Annotated in this window: 9 protein-coding genes and 1 pseudogene; 7 read left to right on the forward strand and 3 right to left on the reverse strand. The window is 55.0% G+C overall.

What is annotated here, in order from left to right:
• Positions 1–22: 22 nt before the first annotated feature.
• From KGA89_RS01165 to KGA89_RS01185, 5 genes are all read left to right on the forward strand, one after another.
• Entirely contained in the window at positions 23–9,313 is a 9,291-nt protein-coding gene (locus KGA89_RS01165) for a hemagglutinin repeat-containing protein (protein WP_223470273.1), read from the forward strand.
• Positions 9,310–9,792 carry a DUF6985 domain-containing protein gene (locus tag KGA89_RS01170; protein WP_223470275.1) on the forward strand — a complete coding sequence of 161 codons (483 nt, stop codon included), beginning with the start codon at positions 9,310–9,312 and terminating at the stop codon, positions 9,790–9,792. Before KGA89_RS01165 ends, KGA89_RS01170 begins: the two co-directional genes overlap by 4 nt.
• Before the next feature lie 125 nt (positions 9,793–9,917).
• Complete coding sequence (locus tag KGA89_RS01175) at positions 9,918–10,952, forward strand: hypothetical protein (RefSeq protein ID WP_223470277.1); 1,035 nt, start codon at positions 9,918–9,920, stop codon at positions 10,950–10,952.
• Positions 10,953–11,193: 241 nt separating this feature from the next.
• Entirely contained in the window at positions 11,194–12,063 is an 870-nt protein-coding gene (locus KGA89_RS01180; protein WP_223470279.1) for a hypothetical protein, read from the forward strand.
• Between the two features lie 18 nt (positions 12,064–12,081).
• Positions 12,082–12,549: a hypothetical protein gene (locus tag KGA89_RS01185; protein ID WP_223470281.1), complete on the forward strand. Its 468-nt coding sequence runs from the start codon at positions 12,082–12,084 to the stop codon at positions 12,547–12,549.
• A 141-nt stretch (positions 12,550–12,690) separates the two neighbouring features.
• Here KGA89_RS01185 and KGA89_RS01190 read toward each other — a convergent pair whose 3' ends face one another.
• Positions 12,691–14,076 (reverse strand): IS4 family transposase, encoded by a 1,386-nt coding sequence (locus KGA89_RS01190; RefSeq protein ID WP_223470283.1) that lies wholly within the window; start codon positions 14,074–14,076, stop codon positions 12,691–12,693.
• A 438-nt stretch (positions 14,077–14,514) separates the two neighbouring features.
• Here KGA89_RS01190 and KGA89_RS01195 point away from each other — a divergent pair, with 438 nt between their 5' ends.
• Positions 14,515–14,760: a hypothetical protein gene (locus KGA89_RS01195; protein WP_214512173.1), complete on the forward strand. Its 246-nt coding sequence runs from the start codon at positions 14,515–14,517 to the stop codon at positions 14,758–14,760.
• An 859-nt stretch (positions 14,761–15,619) separates the two neighbouring features.
• Entirely contained in the window at positions 15,620–16,063 is a 444-nt protein-coding gene (locus KGA89_RS01200) for a hypothetical protein (RefSeq protein WP_223470285.1), read from the forward strand.
• 169 nt (positions 16,064–16,232) lie between these two features.
• Here KGA89_RS01200 and KGA89_RS01205 read toward each other — a convergent pair whose 3' ends face one another.
• Complete coding sequence (locus tag KGA89_RS01205; RefSeq protein ID WP_122569095.1) at positions 16,233–16,670, reverse strand: hypothetical protein; 438 nt, start codon at positions 16,668–16,670, stop codon at positions 16,233–16,235.
• Positions 16,671–16,744: 74 nt separating this feature from the next.
• Positions 16,745–16,864: pseudogene (locus tag KGA89_RS30620) on the reverse strand (EamA/RhaT family transporter); the annotation flags it as partial.

Consider the following 16,864-nt stretch of genomic DNA (forward strand, 5'->3'; position numbering starts at 1 on the left):
TCTGCTGTAACGAGACCTGTTCATGGACGACCGCCAATACGCCTTCCTGGCCCGCCAGCCTTCTGCTGCCCTGCAAACCCGCGACGCCTTCTGGGGCATGCCCAAGCGCGGCCTGGCGTTCCTGTTGGCCAACGTCATGTTCTGGCAACCGATGTGGGCCCAGGCGGACGGCATCGTGGTCAGCGCCCCGGGCACCAGCCTTGGCCAGGCCGGCAATGGCGTGCCGGTGGTCAACATCGCCAAGCCCAACGGCAGCGGCCTGTCCCACAACCAGTTCAAGGACTACAACGTCGGCAGCAACGGCGTGATCCTCAACAACGCCACCAACGCCGCCCAATCCACGCAACTGGGTGGGATCATCCTCGGCAACCCGAACCTCCAGGGCACGGCCGCGAAGGTCATCCTCAACGAAGTCAACGGCGGCAACCCGAGCCAATTGCGCGGCTACACCGAAGTGGCGGGGCAGTCGGCCCATGTGATCGTCGCCAACCCCTATGGCATCAGCTGTAACGGCTGCGGTTTCATCAACACGCCGAGGGCGACCCTGACCACGGGCAAGCCGATCATCGAAAACGGCCAGGTGGGTCGCTATCAGGTGGACCAGGGCAGCGTCGCCATTGAAGGCGCGGGTCTGAACGCGAACAACGTCGACCGTTTCGAAATCATTACTCGCAGCGCCAAGATCAACGCCGAGATCCAGGCGAAGAACCTGACCATCGTGGCTGGGCGCAACGACGTCAACGCCAATACCCTGAACGCCACTGCCCGTGCCGATGACGGCAGTGCGAAACCAGAGCTGGCCATCGACTCTTCGGCGTTGGGCGGTATGTACGCTGGCGCGATCAAGCTGGTGGGCACCGAGGCCGGGGTTGGGGTGAAGCTGGACGGCAAGATGGTTGCCAGTGGGGGGGATATTCAGCTGGATGCCAATGGGCATTTGAGTCTGGCGCAGACGGCGGCTGCCGGTGCCGTCGACATCGACGCCAAAAGCTTGGAAACCCGCGGCCAGGTGTACGCCGGTAGCCGACTGAGGGTGAAGACCCAGGGCGACCTGACCAGCCAGAACAACCTGGTGGCGCGCGACAGCATTCACCTCGAGAGCGGTGGCACGCTGAGCAACAACGGCATTATCGAAGCCGGGGTCAACGCCGATAACAGCCGCAATACCACGGGTGATGTCACCCTCACCGCCAAGCAGTTGAACAACGCTGGCAAAACCGTCATCGCCAGTCGCGACCTGAATGTCACCACCACCGCAGCGTTGAACAACCAGGGCGGCACGCTCAGTGGGCAGGGCAAGACCACCGTCACCGGCAACGTTGTGGATAACCGCAATAAAGGCCGGATCCTGGGTAACACCGAACTGCACCTGAGCGCCGATCAAGTCCTCAACAGCCAGGGCGGCCTGATCAATAGCCAGGGCCTGCTGACGGCCAACCTGGGCCATTTGGAAAACAATGCAGGTGAACTGTCGAGCCTGAACAGCGCGACCCTGGTCCTCGACAGCCTGGACAACCTGACCGGCCTGGTCATGGCCGGTAAAAATCTCGACATCACTAACACCGGCGCGATCAATAACCGGGGCGGCGAACTGTCCAGCCAAGGCGTCATGACCGTGCGCACCGCCAGCCTGGACAACAGCAACAAAGGCACCGTCGCCGCCAATGGCAAGTTGCTGGTCAGCGCCACCGGCGCGGTCAACAACGCCGATAAAGGCCTGCTCGCCAGCCGTGCTGCCGAGGTCGAGCTCGATGCCGCCAGCCTGAATAACGCCAAGGGCACGCTGCAAGGCGAGGGCCTGGTCACCGTGGATGTATCCGGCGACATCGATAACCAGGGCGGCAGCATCATCGCCAAGGACGCCAAGCTGAGTGTCTTCGCCACCAACCTGGACAACCGTGGCGGCGTGCTGTCCAGCGTCAAGGCCGCGCTGGAGGCGCGCACCACCGGCGTGCTGAAAAATGGCTATGACGTGAATCGCCAGGGCGGCACGATCCAGGCTCAAGGACTCAGCATCCGAGCCTTGGCTGGGCTGTTCAACGACGGCGGACGCATCGCTGCGCAAGCCGGCGATGTCGTGGTCACCAACGCGACGGCGGATATCAACAATCGCAACGGCGGGATATACGCCACGGGCAAGGTCTGGATCTCTGGCCGGGACATGGACAACAGCGGCGGCGGGCAGGTCAGCGCCAGTGGTATCGACTTTGACCTTTCGGGTGCGCTGAACAACAACGCCGGCATCATCGAAAGCCAGGACAGCCAGGACATTCTGGCCGCCAGCCTGAGCAACCAGAAAGGCCAACTGCGCACCCTGGGCCAGAACAGCACCACGGTGTTCAAGATCGGTGGTCTGTTCGATAACAACGACGGCACCCTGGAAACCGCCAGTAATGACGTGGGCTTCAACACCGGCAGCGTCCAGAACGTGGGTGGCAAGCTGCTGCACACTGGCCTGGGATTGTTCGGCATCAGCCAAGCCAACCTGGGGCAGGCCGGCGGTCAGCTGGTGACCTACGGCAACCTGACGGTGACGGCTGATCGCTGGACCAACAACACGGCGATCCAGGCCGGGCACCTGGTCGTGAATGTCGACCAATTGACCCAGACCGCTACCGGCCAACTGCTCAGTACCGACAGCATGGTGGGCCGCGGCAGCAACTGGCGGGTTGACGGCCTGATCGGCAGCGATGGGGCGATCGACCTGCAACTGACCGGCGCCTATACAGGCAACGGTCGCTTGAGCAGTCTCGGCACCTTGGGCCTCAAGGCCGCGCTGATCAGTCTGGAGCAAAACGGCAGTATCGCTGGCGGTGGCAACACAACCGTCGTGGTCGATGGCGTCCTCAACAGCTACGGTCGCCTGACCTCGGCGGCGGGCCTGAGCGTCACGGCCGCCACGCTCAACAACTACGGCACGTTGGGCAGTGCCGGCGCGCTCGGCGTATCGACCGGCGACCTGCTCAACGAGCACGGATTGATCTTCAGCGGCGGCAACACCAGCCTGCGCGTCAATAGCCTGACCAACCGCTATGCCGATATCTACAGCCTGGGTGATCTGAGCATCGATCGCGACGGCCTCGGCACGCGTGCCAGCCGCATTCTCAACAGCTCCGGCTCGCTGCAGAGCGACGGCAACATGCGCCTGGCGGCCAGCACGATCGACAACGTCCGCGAGATCTTGACCACCAACGATGCAGGCATCTACACCGCCTCGATCAGGGAAGTGGCCTGCGTCCCAGGTGATTGCGACGGTCCCAAGCAAAACCACGTCTGGCAGATCATCCAGCGCGATAAGTTCGAAGTCACCGCGGCCAGCGCTGCCTCCAGCATCGCCACCGGCGGCAACCTGAATATCCAGGGCGACACCCTGACCAACCGGAGCAGCAGCATCGGCGTCGGCGGTGCATTGACCGCCAACCTCGTCAGCCTGAACAACATCGGCATCGAGACTGGCGAGACCGAAACCTCGCGCACCTTCAGGTCCCAACGCACGCGCCACCCGAGTGGCTGGCGCGTCGCCGCGAATGACTTCACCAACAAATATTGGCTGCAGAGCCCGGGCTACAACGCCAACGACCTGGGTGGCCTTGAAGCAGCGATGAGCCGCTTCATCGGTATGACCGAGCGTGAGCTGCTGGAGTTTCGCACCCAGACCAGTACTACCGATAACCAGACCTATGCCGCGATTATCCAGGCCGGTGGTGCCGTCGACATTCCTACCCAGGGCGACCTCAACAGCGGCGTCGTGCGTGGCGGCTACAACTACGTTGGCGCCGGCCCGCGTACCGATACCCAGGCCGACAACGCCTTCTCGACCCGCATCAGCGTCAATCGGCAGCTACCCCCGAGCCTGACCCAGCAACAAGTCGATCCGCTGGCCTTGCCGGGTTTTGACTTGCCCACCGGGCAAAACGGCCTGTTCCGCATGAGCGGCGACGGCTCGGCCACGCCGACCCAGAGCACGGGCCTGACGCAAGTGCGTGGCCTGCCGGACCGTTCGTTCCAGGCCAACCCGCAAAAATACCTGATCGAGACCAACCCGGCGCTGACCGACATGCGCCGGTTCATGAGCTCGGACTACCTGCTGACAAACCTGGGTTACGACCCCGACGTGGCCGCCAAGCGTTTGGGCGATGGCTTCTACGAACAACGCCTGATCCAACAGGCGGTGATCGCCCGCACCGGCCAACGCTTCCTCGACGGCCAGAACTCCGACGACGGCATGTTCAAGTACCTGATGAACAATGCCATCGCCAGCAAGGACAGTCTCAACCTGTCCCTGGGCGTCAGCCTGACCGCCGAACAGGTTGCGGCCCTGACCCATGACATCGTCTGGATGGAAAACCGGACGGTGAATAATCAACAGGTGCTGGTGCCGGTGCTTTATCTGGCCCAGGCCAATAATCGTCTGGCGCCGAATGGTGCGCTGATTCAGGGTTCAGACGTCAGCCTGATTGCGGGTAAGAACCTGAACAACGCCGGCACCTTGCGTGCGTCCAGCAACCTGAGGGCGACGGCGGGCGACAGTCTGGTTAACAGCGGGTTGCTGGAGGCTGGGAACCGGCTTGAGGCGTTGGCGAGTAAGGATCTTACTAACCGGGCTGGCGGGGTTATTGCTGGACGGGATGTCAGTGTTGTTGCCGTGGCTGGTGATTTGACCAATGAGCGAACCATCACTCGGCATGCCAGCAGCACTGGCTACAAGACTGAGCAACGCGAATTTGCTGACAACGCGGCGCGGATTGAGGCGAGTCATGACCTGAGCGCGGGCGCTGGGCGGGATATCGCCAATGTTGGTGGTGTGCTCAAGAGTGGTAACGACACCACATTGCGCGCAGCCCGAAATATGAACATCACCGCCGCCGAGCAGGTGGACAGCCATACGCAGGGCAGCAAACATCGAGACCAGACCATTACCCAGAATGGTTCTAGCGTTACGGTTGGGCGGGATCTTCAGGCCGTTGCGGGTGGTGACCTCAAGGTGATCGCTAGCCAGGTCGAAGCCAAGCGGAACTTGGCCATTGTCGCTACCAAGAACTTGACCTTGGGGCCCGCGGCGAATGAACAGCATTCGTATGGCCAGAGCAAGAAGGTCAAGAGCATCGAGGATCATGTCCAGCAGGTGTCCACCACGCTCAAGGCGGGCGGGGATGCGACGCTGAGCGCGGGGCAGGATCTCACGCTGGTAGCGAGTACGGTCAACGCGGGGAATGAGGCGTACCTGGTGGCGGGTAACAACCTCGCCCTGAAGGCTGCTGCGGATCAGGACTACAGCTTCTACAGCAAGACCAAGAAGTCTTCTTCCGGGAAGAAGTTCCGGCTGGATGAAACGGACAGCACCACCCAGGTGGGCAGCCTGGTCAGTTCCGGTGGCGACAGCACACTGGTGGCAGGAGAAAACCTGCTATTGGCGGGTAGTGCGGCGACCGCCGAGAAAGGTGCGACGAAATTGGTCGCAGGCAAGGATGTTCAAATACTTGCCGTGACTGATTCCGACAGCGCCCGCCATGAGCGCAAGGAGAGCAAAAGCAGTTGGGGTGGGTTCAAGTCGAGCAAAGTCCAGGACAAGGTCGATGAGAAGCGCACGACTGCCGTGGGCAGCATGGTCTCAGGCGAGACGGTCACCGTCGCGGGCGGCCAAGATGTGAAAGTGACGGGCTCGTCCCTGGTCAGTACCGGCGATCTGGCAGTCCAGGCCGGGCGCGACCTGACCATCGATGCGGCGAAAAATACCTTCTCGCGCACTGATATGCACAAGGAAAAGAATCGCGACCTGACAGGTGTATTGACTGGTAACAAGCTGGGCCTGGATGACATGACGGGCAATCAGCATCTGTTTATCAACAGTCAGAAGCACAACGGCACGGCTACAGAAACCACGCTTACCGGCAGCACGATCGGCTCCAGTGCCGGCAATGTAACGCTCACGGCTGGGCGTGAGTTGAGTGTGGTGGCCAGTGATCTGGTCAGTACCAAGGACACCAACCTCTCGGGTTCCAACGTCACCTTGGCTGCCGGTATGGAAAGTGCCAGCCAGAGCAGCACGGACAAATCCAGCGGTCTCGCCGTAGGGCGCGTGGTGGGTGGGGCGATTGTCGATACGGTGAAGAGCATCCGGGACAACGCGAAGGCCGCGCGGAACGCCGATGATGGTCGTCTGAAAGCCGTGAAGGGGGCACAAGCCCTGATGGCGCTCAACGGCATGGGCGATCGGGTTGACGATCTTGCTGCGGCCGCCAGTGGCAGCCCAAATAGTAGTGGTGCCGTGTTCAAGATCGGGACGGAGCTGGCCAGCACCCACAGCAAGAGCACTACGCAATATGACAGCACCACCGCCAAGCAGACCACCGTCAACAGCGGCGGGAGCCTGCTGATCGTTGCGTCGGGCCAGGCTGCCGGGACCGCCGGGGATATCCATGTTCTCGGCAGTAAGCTGAAGGCGGCCGATACGCTGCTGCTGGCCAAGAACGACATCACGTTCGAGAGTGCACAAAACACCGAAGATCGTGAGAACAATAGCAGCAACAACAAAACCGCCATCGGGGCCAGCTTCAACATCGGCTCGCAGAACGGTTTCACCCTCGACCTGGGTGCCCAGCTCGCCAAAGGCAAGGGGAGCGGTCACGACGTCACGCAGGTCAACAGCACCCTGGATACGGGCTCGCTGAAACTGCAGAGCGGAAATGACACGACCCTGGCTGGCGCACAGATCCATGCCGACAGCATCCAGGCATTGGTTGGCGGTGACCTGAACATCGCTTCGCGGCAAGACACGTCCGAGCACAAGAACAAGCAAACCAGCGGCGGCTTTGGCGCCAGCATCTGTGTACCGCCGTTCTGTTACGGCGAAACGGTGACGGCGACTGCCAACATCGCCGCTAGCAACATGAACAGCAAGTACGAGGCGGTGACTGATCAAAGCGGTCTGTTCGCCGGCAAGGACGGCTACAACATCACCGTGGGCAAGAACACCGTGCTGCAAGGCTCGGTGATTGCCAGCGAGGCCACGGCCGATAAGAACAGCTTGAGCACGGACAGGCTGATCGTCAGTGACATCAAGAACGTCAGTGAGATCAAGAGCCAGTCTGCGGGCTTCAACGTCTCTTATGGCAGTGGTTATGGCGACTTGAAGCCAGGTACCACCTTTGGTGGCAGCGTTCCGCTGTCGCTCAAGGATTCCGACCACAGCACCACGCGCAGTGCTGTCAGCGAAGGCACGATCACGGTCCGCAATGCGGCAGGGGCCAATGATCTTGTGGGGCTGAGCCGGGACACCGACAACGCCAATTCGCGGTTGGACCGTCCAGATGAAAAGGCAATGGAGGAGCGGATCGAGCTGATCCAAAGCACCGTTGCCTTATCCAAGACGGTCATCTCCGAAGTCGCCAGTACGCAGCAACAGGCTGCTAGTGAAAGAGCTCGAAACGCTTCGACCGAGCAAGAACGCAATGCTGCAATCGCCGATGCCAAGAGCTGGGACGTGGGCGGTGACAAACGTTTCATGGCTGATATTGCCGCGGGCTTGATTGCGGCGGGTCTGGGCAGCGTTGGGGGCACCACGGCGGTGGGGCTGGTGGCGAACACCACGGCCGCCGACACGTATAAGAAAATTGGCGATTACGCCGACCAACAGTTGGCAGAGGCGACGCGCCAGAAAGACAAAACGCTTCAGGCCACATGGGGCGAGGGCGGTGCTGCGCGCGTCTTGCTCCACAGCCTGGCCGGCGCTGCGCAAGGCTTATCCAGCGGCACGGCCGCCGGGGGCGCGCTGAGCGCGGGAGCCTCGGCGACAATCATGCCGGCCATGGACAAAGTGCTTAAAGACGGCGGTATCGGTATCGACAGCCGGGATGCCTTTAATGCCTTGCTGGCAGCAGGTTTGGGGGCGGCGGTAGGCAAAGGCGGCATCGCACAGGCGAGCGGCGCGACCATTGCGAGCAACGTAGAAAAATACAACCGCCAGGCCCACCCCACCGAAGCTCGCTTGATTGAGCAGCAAGCACCGATGCTGGCTACCCGCCTGGGCATCACCCAGGCCGAGGCCGAGCAGCAGATGGCGCGGGCGTTTGCGTTTTATACCGATGCAGATTGGAACAAGAAGATTGGTGGGACTGATAGTCAGTTTGATGACGTGACATTGGAATATCTGGGGGCGGCGTTAGCACCGTTGGCTGGACGGTATGCTGTCAACGATGCATCCGGGGATGTACCTAAGTTTGCCGATGATACAAAAAATTATACGGCTGATGAAACAAAGGAGCTGCTTCAGAATTATCGTAATAATCATCCTGGCTCATTCAATGATCCCTTGGAGAATGGCGAATATCTAGTTAATGGGAACCTGTTTGGATATCCGAACCCAGATGTCATTGCGCAAACTAGGTACTATGATAAAAACTTACGTGTTGGCGGACCGACCTTGGGTCAGGCCGGCTTGGGTTTGATTGCCTTTGGCGCCGGAGTTGGGGCAGGCTTCTACGACGCTGGAAAAGGTCTACTCGTGCTCGGGAACGGGCTTTGGAACGACTTCCCCGGAACCAGCTCTCAAGTTGCAAATGGAACGCTTGGGTTTTTGGCTGGGGCTGATTGGGACAGTTCACGAGAAAAAAGTAATCAGACAAAGCTACTTGGCTATCTCGCCGGCTTGCAAGGAGGATCGACAGCCTATGACGAGCTGCTAGGGAAGCAGGCTGCGGAAGATTCGCTTCTGTTGATTCCGGCGGGGCGGATTGGTGGCCTTAGCCAAGATCTGGCTCTCGTGTATCGAGGTGCTGAGAAAGGGGCGGAAAATTTCGGTGCAAAAGCGACAATTGGGGCCGTCGATACAGCCTCAGTGGAGATGGGGCCTTTTGTACCTCAACTCAGTCGGTATGAAGACAGAATTAAATTAACACCAGTCAACGGAGGGGCGTGGTCAGGAGTTAGAGGCGAATCAAACTTTGTGTTCGATAATCCAGAGTTAAAGACTATCTTGCCTGATGGTATCTCATACAAAAATGGCTACCCAGATTTCTCTCCAGTTGCAGTTCAAGAGGTAAGACTTCCTGGCTTGATATCTACAAATCGAGACTCTAACTTTCGCGCTGCTAACCAGATGCTGGCGAGTGAGTTGGGAGTTAAAGAAGCGGATGTGGTTCGGTTCATGAGAGAACAGAAATATACATGGCATGAGGTTGAAGATATGCGGACACTACAGTTGGTGCCATCGTTTATCCATACTGGAAAGGTTGGCTCTATGGATTTTGGTGTAAAATATGGTCACCTGGGAGGGGTCGCTGAGAGAACTTTGTTGGAGACGCTTAAAAAATGATTGGTAAATCAGATAAAGATTTTGGTGAGTTACACTTTGACGGGGCTTGGACAGGAGTATGTGAAATATTAATTTTTGGAAGGGCGTATGAGGTGATGCTTGTTGTTCAAACTTTTGATGGTGCTTCTATCTCTGAAGATCAGAGGCTTGCGTTTAGAGAGTTTAATTTAAATAAAACTGCTATTTCTTCGGATGTAGAGAAAGCAGTGTTTGGCTATTACCTTTGTAGGGTTGATGAATACCGAGAGAGCTTTGATGCTGATGAGGCTGAAATAAAAGCACCCAAGGTCAATGCGATTGATGATATGCAGGATTTGGTTTCTCTGAGGTGTATTAAGGTGATGTCTCCTTTTGATGCAGGATCGCGTCAAATTGGTTTTATTTTTGACGCGACCTTCGACCCTCAGCTTGGCCTGGGTGTTCTAATTACTAACGGTTCCGTGGAGACCGTAGATACGCAGGATATCTTGCTAGGTTGATGTTCTAAGGTGCAAAAGCGACAAAAAAAAGGGGACAGATTTATTTTTTTGCTAAGTACTTAAATAAATCTGTCCCCTTTTTTCATTTTTCTTTTTTAAGCGTCAATGATGCGCTTGGAGCATTCATGAAGAAAACAACGCTGCTAATTTTTGGCTTGATTCTGACGTTATCCGGCTGCAAATCCAACGTCCGGGACTCTTCTCCTAACCTGCTTCGCGACGGTATCCAATTCCAGCAGAAAAAGGTTGTCGTCGATGCGCAGCACGCCAAGGTGATCATGAGAGCGACGGGCAATGTCGTCCCTGTGGAATTTGCAATCAGGCGAGCGACGGACCCAGACCAGCGTATGGATGTGCAGGGGACAGTGGTGGATTCCGGTCGCGGCAAAGTGTTCGGCTGGATTGCCAAACTCAACGAAACGGCCCACAGCGCGACCTTGAAGCATTTCCCTCAGTTGGAAGTGCAAGCTGATCCCGATCAGCCATTCGAGGTATCGGGTTACGCCACTGGCGAAAGTATCAACCGCGGCTATCGTTGCGGTCCGATCAGCACCATTTTCACACCGGAGAAGGGTAAGGTTTATCTGGCGGAACTCCAGTTTGTGGGTGGAGGCTGTGAACTGCATGCCTATGACATCACGCAGCCTCAGGAGCGTATTCCTGTCGTAGATAGCGCGCAAAGCGGTGGCTTCGCCAACGCTGTCCCGGGCTGCAAGTCGGCAACGGCCTCGGTGAATAATCAGCCGGTCACAACACAGTTTTGCATCAAGTCCATCATGCTCCAGCCTTCGCAGTATCGCGTTAGCGTCAACGACCAGACTGTTTTCAGCGGTACCGATTACGAGCGCGTTGCTTTCGTAAAAACCGTTAAGGAAGGGGCCGTAACCGGTGGTTGCAATGAAATGATCGAGGCGCAGGCGGGCACTACTCAAAAGCCTGTCGCCTTTAAAGACCTGCCAGCTGATTTAGTAGCGGGCTGCCACATTACTGCGGACGCTGAGGGCAGAGCCCAACCGTTTAGTAAAGATGAAGCCTGTGACAAGGTGTTCTACAAGGCCATGATGCCTGTTTTAGGCAAGGTAGTACCCGTCGAGGTGGCACGGCAATGTGTCGTCAGAATAGGGGGGCAGACAGTATTTGAGGACCGTTTCAGTTTCTGACTTAAGATTTGAGATGCGTTTATATGAGGATGTGGTCCTCCATAATATTTTCATTTGTTTTCGTTGCTAATTCTGTATCTATATACCTAAGTAGTAGTAATTCATGTGGAAAAAAGGGGGCGGATTTATTTGCTTGCTCAGTTATTAAATAAATCCGTCCCCTTTTTCATATGCGGCTGATGAAACAAAGGAGCTGCTTCAGAATTATCGTAATAATCATCCTGGCTCATTCAATGATCCCTTGGAGAATGGCGAATATCTAGTTAATGGGAGCCTGTTTGGATATCCGAACTTAGATGTCGATGCGCAAACTAGGTACTATGATAAAAACTTACGTGTTGGCGGACCGACCTGGGGTCAGGTCGGCTCGAGTTTGATTGCCTTTGGCGCCGGATTTGGGGCAGGCTTCTACGACGCTGGAAAAGGTCTACTCGTGCTCGGGAGCGGGCTTTGGAACGACTTCCCCGGAACCAGCTCTCAAGTTGCAAATGAAACGCTTGGGTTTTTGGCTGGGGCTGATTGGGACAGTTCACGAGAAAAAAGTAATCAGACAAAGCTACTTGGCTATCTCGCCGGCTTGCAAGGAGGATCGACAGCCTATGACGAGCTGCTAGGGAAGCAGGCTGCGGAAGATTCGCTTCTGTTGATTCCGGCGGGGCGGATTGGTGGCCTTAGCCAAGATCTGGTTCTCGTGTATCGAGGTGCTGAGAAAGGGGCGGAAAATTTCGTCTACAAAGAGTCAGGACATCTCCTCAGTGATGCCGCGTTGCGAGCGTATTATGAAACTGGCTCCATTGAGGGCGCTTATGCATCGTCAAAGGCGTCACATCAAGAGTGGTTAAAAATTTGGGGGACTGAAAATCAGTATGCTCAAGCTCACGGTGCTTTTGGGCTGGAACTGCCAGCGTCGTTTAATCTGGAGAGAACTCTTATCTCGGTTACGACTAACCCTGAAATGGCCAAATTTTTTGCTGGCACTGGTGAGGTTTATAGTGGATATGTACCCCGTTCGTGGCTGATTGAGCAGAGTTTGTCAGGTGCTGGAGAGAGCGAATTTTTGCTAAAGCATGGCTCTGATCTTCTGAAACCAATAGCTCCAACTGGAAAATAAATTTCTGAAGAGGTCTATGTGAAAGAATATACAGAGTTGGTGGTTGATGGTCAGCTTGTAATTGCTCCCAGTGTCAGTGAATGGGAGGAGATCTTGAAAATAGGCAAATATAAAGATGGAACTATCTTCAATGGCAATCTTGAAATTATTGTGCGCAATATGCTTGATTTTGTATCTGGGCGCGACGGTGAATTCTGTTTGGGGCTGCATTTAACTAAATCGTTGAAACCTTGGGTGCCATTACATTTATATCGTATGGGTGAACGATGGCAGCGAGTGCTCATTGAACGGGTGGCTTGCGATCAATGTAATTGGGTTGGGAAAGTTGCTAATCCCTCAGATCCAACTTTATATTTCGGAGTTGATGGTGAGTTGGGAGTTGCTTATAAGGCATTATCGCTTCCTCGCTGTAATTGCCCGAAGTGTGGAGTGGCGCTACCTCGGATAGCTGTGTGGGTCGAAGATATTGAAACAGGGCAGGAGTAATTTTGTTGCAGGTACAGAGGATCGAAAGGGGACGATCGAAAGGGGACAGATTTATTTTATAAAAAAAGGGGACAAAAAAGGGGGCAGATTTATTTTGTGAAATGCAGAGGGGCACAAAAAGGGGACAGATTTGAATGGCACTTACTTAACCTTCTTCGGGTGTCCATTCTTCCTGACCTCAGTCCTTGCTGATCGACGTGTTTTCATCAACATGGGGTAAGGCTTGGGTCTTCGTTTTATCGCGCGCGGCTCAATCCTGCCAGGACGCTTTCCGACCCGTTTCAGGGCAATCAGCGCAAGCAGATTCAGCAGCCGATCCTCTTGCTCCTGAGCCCCGTACTGCCTCAACGCTAGGCACAGCTGAAGGCTATGCTTGAAGCTCAGTTCGCGAGGCAGACAGTCGGCTAGCAGAGCTGATTGCGCCATGAGCCTCCGTATCAGGTTGTGGGCCAGCAAGTAGATCCACAACTCTTTGACGGCCATGCTCGGTGTCTTGCAGCTCAGAGCTTCAAGCCCCAGCGTAGTCTTGAGGTTGCGCAGATCCAACTCCACATGCCATCGGTCCTTGAACAGTGATTTGAGGGCAGCTTTTGGCACCTGCTGTGCACAATTCAAAGTGGTGACCAGGGTTTTTCCACCGGCCTTCAACTCACGTACTGTCAGCGTTTCAGGTGCCTCGTCGTAATAGGCCTGACTCATCCAGGACGGCTTTGCCTTGGGCTTTTTCAACTCAACCAAATGATCTTCCGACCCCAAGGACTTTCCCAACTGAAAGTCCGTGCTACGCCGTCGAGCGCCGTATTGTTCGAACACCCCGTCCACGCCTCGATGTTGCAATTCACACAACAAAAAGTAGGTTGCGTAGTAGGCATCGCCCAGCACAATGTCACCTCGTTCCAAGGTATCGAGCATGGTTCTGAGCAGCGTCTGCTCATCACCGCCTTTACCACGAAAACGTCCCAACGAGGCATCCAAAACAGCGCCGCTGGCGAGGCAAACGATTCCCACCAACCGGCAGATGGGAAAGCCCAGTCCGGCCTTCTGCCTACGAGATTGCGGATAGGCCTCTTGGTTCGCCGGCGTATCCGGCAGGGTGACCGTAGTGCCATCGACGAGGCGCACTGGTCGCCCCATCCAACGCCATGCTGACGGAGCCCGGTTGCTCATCGATGACCCCGTGGAGCGCAACAAGGTTGAAACCATCTCCACCGGCAACCGCGTTCTGGCTTTGCAGTAAGCACCGGTATGAACGCTGTTGGGTTTCAATCCTTCGCAGGAGCGTTTGATAGACAAATCATTCACGGCATTCTGACAGGAGCGATCGGCGCTCATCGCCTGGGACAAAAACATGGACAGTGTTTCGGTCGGCGGGAATAGCCGCTGACGATGCTTGGGTATCGACGACTCGATACCCCGCAATAGCTCTGGATCGGTGAGCAGCTTGAAGAAAGCATGGGCATTGCTGTTCGTGGCGTGCTGGCGCATACGGTGCTGTTGATGTCGGACGATTTGGCGTCTACGATTCACTCGGGCTGTGTCCTTGCTTGATCGGTGTGTGTTCGCAACTATCACCGTAGACCAAGGCCAGCCTTTTTTAATTTTTTGCAGCCGTATCAGCTAGTTAGCCGTTAAGTAAGTGCCATTCAAATCCGTCCCCTTTTCTGTAGTCCCCTTTTTCTGTAGGAGGGGGTGCAAAAGAAATTGGAACGATTACTACCAGAACAACAAAGAACACCACTCGACTGGGTGGTGAGGCTGGTGAGCCGGGAGTAAAAATAACCTATAAAGATGGTACGGAATTCGATATGGCTAGTACTCGAGTTAAAGAAACAGAAGCCAACCCTTATGTACCTGGAGCAACACGTCCGATTAGATATGAAGACGCTCTAGATAATAAAGGCATCAAACGAGCTCCTACTCAGCAGGAGCTGGACTGGTTTAACAGCATTAAGTGGTAGGTGGGCTATGATTGATTCGAAAATCGGAGAGAGAGTGATGGTGTCTATTCATTCGGAGTATGGGCCGTTCATTAGAGTTTCAACATATGATGATGCAGGCGCACTAGAGGATTTGTTGGACGAAAAATATTTCGTGCTATATTGGAAGTCGACACCCCCTGAACTGGTCGGTGATGGAGGGAATGAATATTATTTTGGGAATGCTGCGGATCCTGTGAAACTACAGTTTATTTTGGACTCAATTATTTTGTGATTGAACTGTTGGCTCAAAAGGGACAGAGAAGGTTCCAGGTTTTGGCGAAGTAGATGACTTCTTTGCATCACAATCGGCTAATCTCAACACAAAGCTGGGAACAAAGATTGGTAAAGGTCGCTTGCCGTATGAAAAGAGTAAGGACGGTGTAGAGCAAGCTAAGGCAACGGTAAAAGAAACTTTAAATAATGTTACGTCTGTGAGCCCAGTAATCCCTGGCTCAGTTGTTCGAGGAAATTATGATCTTGTTCATGTATATGGCTCGAAAATCAATAGCACTGTGAGTTTGAGAGTGTTGCCAAATGGCAAGTATGAATTCGATACATTGATTCCTGAGAAGTCATCAAAGTTTTGAGGTGGGGGTTTTATGTTGATTAATGAGTCTTTGCGTGAGATCAGGTTTCGCTCATTTTATATTGGAGGGGATCTGGTGTGTGAGGTCTTGGTGTTATTTTTTAATATGTCAATCTCAGGATGGGTATCGCTAACGGTTGGTGAAGGTGTATCAGAGTTTACGTTGCTAGCATCAAGCCCGGATTTGCGTGGTCTGACAGAGATTGACGACGAGTTTGCGTATCCGATTAGGTCGTTAAATGGTTTGGATAAGTTTCTAGGGTGAGAGGTTTTAGCCGTATACGAATACAGGCTTGAGGGGGTGGATGAAGGTTGTGTTGGAGTGTACTTTGATTTTGGCGAGTGCGGGCTTAGTGTTGTTGAATTCGATGAGTGTCTGGAAGTTATAGAGGGTGTAATGCAGTACTCGGATGGTGAGGTCTCTCTTGTTAGGGTGGATGTGCGTTGTTGAATAATAATAGACGCAGAAATCTATACTGCTAATTCGAACCTTGAAGGGCCATTGATGCGACACGATGTTGTTTTACGCTTTGTAGTGATGACTTTATTCTGCTTCACACTGACGGGCTGCATTCATTACGAACATAAAAGCGCAGAAGGAAAACCCTGGGGCGAAGTCGCGACAATTCGGCAGTTCGACAAGCATCTGTCGATAGACGAGATCGATGACGATACGTCGCTATATTGGCTAGCCCGCCAAACCGAGTATCGACTCGGCGCAGGAAGGCATAAACTTTCCGTTAAGTACGCTATTGGAACCGGATACTCACGTCCAATTGAAATGACCGTGGATTTGGTCGGTGGCCGTACCTATGGGCTTTATGGCGTTTCTTCGATGAAATGGTGGTATTACGAAGTTCGTGATGTCGAGACAGGGCGTTCCGCGAAAGTTATAGAGCCGGCGGTCACAACGACGCCTTCTGAATCAGCCGGGCAGGCGGTCCAATAATATTATCGTGTAAAGGGCGTTTGCTCTCTGTCGGTTGGCGTAGCCGTTGGCGATGAATAGCGAGGGCTGCTTCGCAGCCCAGCGGGAGCAAGCTCCCTCGCCACAGAAGCCGGATTGTTGATCGCTCGCCCATGACGCAGTTTTATTTTGCTATCCCTTTCTTTTGTGGTTACAGCGGGCACCACGGGTCTTCCCCCTTCGCGCTTTCCAGAATCTTCGGAAAGTTTCGCTCAAAGGCCCAGCCTGAGGCCACGGCAGTCATGGTGGTTTTGCAGGCGGGGTTCTTTTCCGAGACGATCACGTTCATATAGAACTGGCTGCCGTAGATTGTCGGCGCCCATAGCACCATGTCGCTTCTGTCGGCATTGCTGTCGACTTTCAATTGGATGGTATTGACGAGTCTCCCACCCGTTGTGAGCTCGGTCACTTGCGGGTGAAAGCAGTGGTTCAGGTAGCCTTGCACCCGCTCTTCGACCACCGCCCGCTCTTGCGTCAGGCAGTACTCGGGGCTGGTTACGCCAGTGTTCAGCAGCTCGTCCTTCGTATACGGATGCAGTGAGCAGCCGCTCAATAGCAGAAAAACGATCCCTGTAAATTTCTTGTACAAAACTCATGCTCCATCTGAAAAAGGAAATATTTTCCATCTATTTAAGAGGTGGATGGCCGTGTGGCTGGATAGGTGACTGGCCCAAGGGCCGTCAGCTTGTCTATCGTGAACGTGCTCATCAACACTTTGATGAGTACACCGATGGTGGCGTTCAGCGCGGCGATGCAGAGGGCAAACATCACCTCAGTGATCAT

Origin of the sequence: Pseudomonas sp. A-RE-22 (assembly GCF_019956035.1) — a bacterium.
In the GTDB taxonomy this organism is placed as follows: Bacteria; Pseudomonadota; Gammaproteobacteria; order Pseudomonadales; family Pseudomonadaceae; genus Aquipseudomonas; species Aquipseudomonas brassicacearum.

Coding starts and splice junctions, on each gene's coding strand:
- KGA89_RS01195 (WP_214512173.1), top strand. CDS start 14,515: ATGATTGATTCGAAAATCGGAGAGAGAGTGATGGTGTCTATTCATTCG.
- KGA89_RS01165 (WP_223470273.1), top strand. CDS start 23: ATGGACGACCGCCAATACGCCTTCCTGGCCCGCCAGCCTTCTGCTGCC.
- KGA89_RS01170 (WP_223470275.1), top strand. CDS start 9,310: ATGATTGGTAAATCAGATAAAGATTTTGGTGAGTTACACTTTGACGGG.
- KGA89_RS01200 (WP_223470285.1), top strand. CDS start 15,620: ATGCGACACGATGTTGTTTTACGCTTTGTAGTGATGACTTTATTCTGC.
- KGA89_RS01175 (WP_223470277.1), top strand. CDS start 9,918: ATGAAGAAAACAACGCTGCTAATTTTTGGCTTGATTCTGACGTTATCC.